Origin of the sequence: Avibacterium volantium, from assembly GCF_049366555.1 — a bacterium.
Lineage (GTDB): Bacteria > Pseudomonadota > Gammaproteobacteria > Enterobacterales > Pasteurellaceae > Avibacterium > Avibacterium volantium_A.
Genome location: NZ_JBMMGT010000018.1, coordinates 42,053 through 48,216 on the forward strand (window position 1 = coordinate 42,053; position 6,164 = coordinate 48,216).

Annotated in this window: 4 protein-coding genes; all 4 read left to right on the forward strand. The window is 31.8% G+C overall.

Features of this window, described 5'->3' with window-relative positions:
• Positions 1 to 53 precede the first annotated feature (53 nt).
• The 4 genes from ACLS0A_RS07245 (at position 54) to ACLS0A_RS07260 (ending at position 6,127) form a co-directional block, all read left to right on the forward strand.
• A complete protein-coding gene (locus ACLS0A_RS07245; protein ID WP_416082867.1) occupies positions 54 to 1,466 on the forward strand; it encodes a DUF262 domain-containing protein in 1,413 nt (470 codons plus the stop codon).
• A complete protein-coding gene (locus ACLS0A_RS07250; protein ID WP_416082866.1) occupies positions 1,456 to 3,354 on the forward strand; it encodes a DUF262 domain-containing protein in 1,899 nt (632 codons plus the stop codon). The genes ACLS0A_RS07245 and ACLS0A_RS07250 overlap by 11 nt, the downstream gene beginning before the upstream one ends.
• Before the next feature lie 55 nt (positions 3,355 to 3,409).
• Positions 3,410 to 3,916: an opioid growth factor receptor-related protein gene (locus tag ACLS0A_RS07255; protein WP_416082865.1), complete on the forward strand. Its 507-nt coding sequence runs from the start codon at positions 3,410 to 3,412 to the stop codon at positions 3,914 to 3,916.
• A 153-nt stretch (positions 3,917 to 4,069) separates the two neighbouring features.
• Entirely contained in the window at positions 4,070 to 6,127 is a 2,058-nt protein-coding gene (locus ACLS0A_RS07260) for an AAA family ATPase (RefSeq protein ID WP_416082864.1), read from the forward strand.
• Positions 6,128 to 6,164: the final 37 nt, after the last annotated feature.

The following is a 6,164-nucleotide window of genomic DNA, read 5'->3' on the forward strand; positions in this document are numbered from 1 at the left end:
GAAATTTTGTTACAATATGTTGTATTTCAAATTATAGAAAGTAGGAAAATAGAATGACTAAAGAAATTGTAGAAATAAAAGAAATTGCAGAAATAAAAAAAATTAAAGATGTAGTGACGAAAGAATTATCTATTCCAAACTATCAAAGACCCTATAAATGGACGGAAAAGAACATTACCCAACTGTTAAACGATCTTTATTCTAATTTTGAAAAAGATAAAAAAGTTTACCGAGTTGGTGCAATAGTTATTCATAAAGATACAGATAAATCTAATATTGTAGATGGACAACAACGATTAATTAGTCTGTCGTTAATTTTATATTTATTGAATAAGGATAGTTCTTCATCATTATCAGAAACTTCCTTACCATTATTAAATGAAACACTTCCTCATAGCATTAGTGTTGATAACTTAATGAAAAATAAAAATGCAACCGAACAATTTATTCAAGATAGAGTAAAAGACAGGGAGGCATTTTCTAACTATATTTTAGATATATGTGAATTGGTTTATATTGAATTAGGAGATCTTGATGAAGCGTTCCAGTTTTTTGATGCACAAAATGCGAGGGGGAAATCACTTGCACCCTATGATTTACTTAAGGCATATCATTTAAGAGAGCTAGATGCAGATAAACAAACTGTTTATCAATGTGTAGAAAATTGGGAAAATGCAGTAGATGCAGACATTGCTGATTTACAGCAAGTTATTAGTAATACCTTGTTTCGATTACGCCGCTGGTATAAGTTTCAACAGGCAGAATCTTTTACCAATAAAGAATTAGATACCTTTAAAGGAGCTAATGCTAGCGATAATTATCCTTATATTAATCAGCAGTTAGCTAATTTCAATTTATATAAGCTGTACCAGACTTTCCCTATGCTAATAGATCGTCGATTTAGTCAGCTAAGTTTTCAATCTACTCAACCTATTATTAATGGCGAACTATTTTTTAAATATATTGAACATTATAGACAAAACTATATATTCTTATTTGATAAGAAAAGTGGATTTTTAAATAATCGTGAAATTTTTAAAGAGAAACTAGATTCTTTGCAAGATGGAAAACCATTAAATTCTTTGAAGGAATATGGGCTAATACATTTTATCAATAGTTATCCAGGGGCTAATCGTGTAGGCGATGGATATATTAAAAACCTATTTCAATGTTTAGTTATGCTTTACTATGATAAATTTGGTCAAGAACATCTTGTTCAAGCGATAGAGAAATGCTTTAAATGGTGTTATCGCATTCGTTTAATGCAAGGAAGAGTTTTTTATAGAACGATAGAAAATGAAGTATATGGTGAGCATAGTCTATTCTCTCATCTTATGAGAGTAGAGAAATCAAGAGAATTTTTAGAATTCATTATTGATAAATATAAACAAGAATTTGATTTCAATAATAATACAGGTTTATCAACATTACTAGGATCTGATTTGGAGAAAAAAAATGAACAATAATCAAGTGAAAACATTAACAGTAAGCGAGTTATGCAATGGTGATAACTACATTATTCCGATTTATCAGCGTAATTACGCTTGGGGAAGAGATGAAATTGAGTTATTGATTCAAGATATTTCAGAAGCACTAAAAAATAAAGAGGATAAGGAAAATAATTATTATATTGGTAGCTTGGTTGTTGCAAAACGAAAAGATGGTTATGAGGTTATTGATGGGCAGCAACGGCTAACAACATTGAAATTATTATTAAGTTATTTCAATAAGAAACTCAATGTTAAGAATTCTAATATTAATTTGAATTTTGAGTATCGTGATGAATCTAATCAAAGCCTAAATAACTTAGGTAATAATAAATATGAAAACAGTATAGAAATAGGGTATAAATTTATCTTAGATATTTTTAGTGAAAAAATAGTAGAAGAAAGTAAAGAGAATAATATTAATGAAGAAGACTTTTCTAGTTTTTTACTAGATAAAGTTGTAATTTTAAGAACTGAAGTGCCAGAAGATACGGATCTTAATCACTATTTTGAGATTATGAATAGCCGAGGTGAGCAATTAGAGAAGCATGAGGTGTTAAAAGCTAGATTAATGGAAAAACTCACTGGCGATGATGATAAAAAACTATTTGCGTTAATTTGGGATGCCTGCTCAGATATGTCTGTATATGCAATTAAACGTTTCCCTTATTCAAATGATGAGAATAAGAGTATAAGAACTTCGGACGCATTTTTTGGTGAGCTAGTAAATAAAATACCGAAAAATTTCGATGATATGATGGGTAAGATTAAAAATAGTGGTATAAAAGCTAATAATAAAAGCATTTTAGAGTTATTGAAACCTGATACTAGTAATAGTAATCTTAATCAAGATAAAAGAAATTATGAAGATGGAAACTTCCAATCCATTATTGATTTTCCAAACTTCTTAATGATTGTATATAAGATTTCTCGTGGTGGAGATGTACCATTAAATGATAAATACCTTCTTAATGCATTTAAAGAGATAGAGGATAAACCAGCGACTATAAAAGAATTTATCCTTCTATTACTAAAGGTTAGATTGATTTTTGATCGATACATTATTAAGTCAAAAGAGGAAGAAGATAGTTGGATTTTAAATGGCATAAAAAAATATAAAGATGGATCCTTTAGGGAAGTTAATACCTTTGGAACTGCTTTGGAACGACTTGACAATGATGTTGATAAAGATGGTGATACAGATGATTTATCTGAAAACCATACTAAAATAGTGCAGTTATTATCAATGTTCCATACTTCATTTAGGCAGAAGACCTATAAAAACTGGTTATTTGATGTTTTAGATAAATTAAGTAAATCTAGTGAATTAGAAACTACATATAGTTTAAGTGCTGTTGAATATATAGAAATTCTGGAGCAGTTAGCTTATGATGAGTATTATAAAAACTCTAAAAGACAAGAGTTATTTGAATCAGGTGGGCAGAATATACCAAATTATATTTTTAACTATTTAGATTATCTGTTATGGAAAGATTGGGATAATCTTGGTAAGGATAATAAATTTTTGAAGAAAAATGAGTTCGTATTTTCATTATCTAGAAACTCTATTGAACATTATTTACCGCAAAATAAAAGAGACAGTTTTCTTAGTGATATAAAGGATGAAAATGAGAGAAAGGAAGTATTAAATAGTTTTGGTAATCTATGCTTGATTTCACATTATCAAAATTCATCATTAAATGATGAAGTTCCATCGGAAAAAAGAAAACGATATGAAAATGGCAGTTTAAAATGTATTAGCCCTAAGCAAGCACTAATGCTTTCTTATGAAATTTGGGGAAAGGAAGAAATTGAAAAACATAATGAAGATATGAGAAAAATTTTAAATCCTGAAGAAAATAAATAATAGTATTAGCTAAAGTGGTAAGTGAATTGAATAATAATGTTAGTAGGTATTTATTATGAATCAGCACCCTATTATTGAATTTTATCAAGGTAAACGTAAAACAAGTCAGGCTAATTTGAGTTTGGAAGAAACGTGGAAGCTTGAAGAATTTATATTAAATCAGGGCTATTTTTGGATTGCGTGGTTGTTTCCCGTAGAAAAACCATCAAAATGGAACAATCTCGCACCCGCATTTCAGCCACAGGATACGGAGTTTTTCCGTAATGATCCCAATATTCAAGATAAATTTTTAACAACGTTTAAAAATATTATCCGTTATTGGGGATTATATTTGGAAAATGGTGAACTCAAAATTAGCGAGGAAGTAAAGAATCGAGATTATTGGATTAGACATATTGGGCACGAAGATAAAAAAATCTCTCGTATTATCGTAAGCCTTAATTTATGTGGACAGCCAGCGCTTGCAAAGCAGCTGCAACATATTGCTATTCAATTGGGAATGGAGAAAGGTACACCAAAACCTGAAACAGTTGAAATTTGGAAGCGGTTATTAGATGAATAATCGCTTTACCAGCTAAACGTAAGCGGGTTGTATAACCAAGAAAGACGTTTTATCTGGTTTGTAGAAAGGTTAAAATATAGCTTCCTTTTGCGACACAAATTGTCGTACTCATAAATATAATTTATCCTGTGAAATCACCAAAAGGAATGTTTTATGAGTAAATATCAATTAAACCCTTCAACCGTTTCGCTTTATTCTGAAAAAATTATGCTAAAAGCAATGTTTGAGCATAAATTATTTTCAGAATTTTTTCGTCATGACAATTATCGTGATGACGATGTAGCATATGCGATCGGCTTGCCAGCAGAAATGGAAACTGATGCTGATCTCAAACAACAAGCCCGTGAGTTATTAAAACAACGCTATCAAACCATTTTGTCTCAACAGGAAGAGCCAAAAGATTGGCGAACAGCCTATGATAATTTAGCTAAACTTACAGAACTTCTTGAATTAACTGCTTGTGAAAAAGCGATTATGCAGTTTGCCTTTCATCTACGCGCAGAACGAAATTTGCGTGATTTACTGGAATATTTACCTAAGGTCGATTTAAGACAGGCTGCATCAATTTTAGCAAATTTGATCAATCACCCTCAGAAAGAGGTAACATTGGCACTCACAAAGCGAAGCAAATTAATGAGTTATGGTTTGATTGAACAGCATCACTATTCTGATCAACTTCGCGATTACTTAGGTTGGGGAAATGCGTTAGATTTTGATGATTTTGTCATTTTACCCATTACTGAAGAATCCTTAATTGAGCAAGCTACTATTCCAACACCACCTTGTACATTAAAACTTAGCCACTATGATCATATCGCTAAAAATAGTGAAATGATGCTAAATTACTTCAAATTTTCCATAAACAGCAAGAAAAAAGGGATAAATATGTTGCTTTATGGTGCGCCAGGAACGGGTAAAACCGAATTTGCGGCACTATTAGCTGAAACATTGAATGTACCCGCTTATACAATGGTAAGCCAAGATAAAGATGGTGATGTGTTAAGTGGTAGAACACGTTTAGAAAACTGCCGTTTAGCACAAAAATTACTGGCAGGAAAAAAAGCAATCATTATTTTTGATGAAGTGGAAGATGTTTTCTCAGGTTCCTTAATGAGCCATTCTGTTGCTCAAGAACATAAAGCCTGGGTGAATGATTTCTTGGAAAATAATGCTATTCCAATGATTTGGATATCCAACTCAGTTAGTTGTATTGATAATGCCTATTTACGCCGTTTTGATATGGTATTTGAAATGCCGATGTTACCGAGTAAACATAAAGAACAACTGATTACAGAGTTGGTGGGCGATAAACTTTCTACCGATTATATCCAATATTTTGCTCAAAATGCCGATTTATCGCCAGCGGTATTAAGTCGTACTTTAAATCTAATTAATGTGTTGCCTACAGAAAATGCCGCAGATTTTGCTGATAAAGCATTAACAATGTTTAATCAAATGCTCGCTTCGCAAGGCTTTAAGAAAATTGAACCACTTGTCGAAAATAAAGTTGCTTATAATTTGGATTGGGTCGCGTGTAGAAATAATATACATAAAATTAGTGAAGGATTAATGCGTTCGAAACGAGGGCGAATTTGTTGCTATGGTCCGCCAGGAACAGGAAAAACAGCGTGGGCAATGTGGTTAGCACAAGAAATGGGGCTGAAAGCCTTAATTTGCCAAGGCTCAGATTTATTAAATAAGTATGTCGGTGGAACAGAACAAAATATTGCACGGGTATTTCAGCAGGCGAAAGAGAATAATATGGTGCTGATTTTTGATGAAGTCGATACTTTTTTGTTTGCTCGGGAAAATGGGCAACGTAGTTGGGAACATAGTCAAGTAAATGAAATGCTGACTCAAATTGAAAAATTTGAAGGCTTGCTCATTGTTTCAACGAATTTAATGGATAATCTCGACCCAGCTGCTTTACGTCGTTTTGATCTTAAATTACATTTTGAATATTTAGTGCCAGAACAGCGAAAAGATGTAGCGATCAATCAAGTAGCGAAATTAGGCTTAACAAGTTTGAATAAACAAGAACTTGCTCGATTTCAGTATCTAGATAATTTAACCTTAGGCGATTTTGCTGCCATTGCCCGACGCCATCATTTTTCCCCTTTTGAAACCAGTGCTGAATGGTTAAATGCGTTAGAAAATGAGTTATCTTTAAAACCTAAAGTAGATACTAATTTAGAAAAATGGGTACTTTAGGTTAAACAAGCGTTTTCAGCAAAAAATGGCACGTTAA

Bases quoted from the DNA above. Each gene is read 5' to 3' on its own strand.
- ACLS0A_RS07245 (WP_416082867.1), top strand. From the start codon at position 54: ATGACTAAAGAAATTGTAGAAATAAAAGAAATTGCAGAAATAAAAAAA.
- ACLS0A_RS07255 (WP_416082865.1), top strand. From the start codon at position 3,410: ATGAATCAGCACCCTATTATTGAATTTTATCAAGGTAAACGTAAAACA.
- ACLS0A_RS07260 (WP_416082864.1), top strand. From the start codon at position 4,070: ATGAGTAAATATCAATTAAACCCTTCAACCGTTTCGCTTTATTCTGAA.
- ACLS0A_RS07250 (WP_416082866.1), top strand. From the start codon at position 1,456: ATGAACAATAATCAAGTGAAAACATTAACAGTAAGCGAGTTATGCAAT.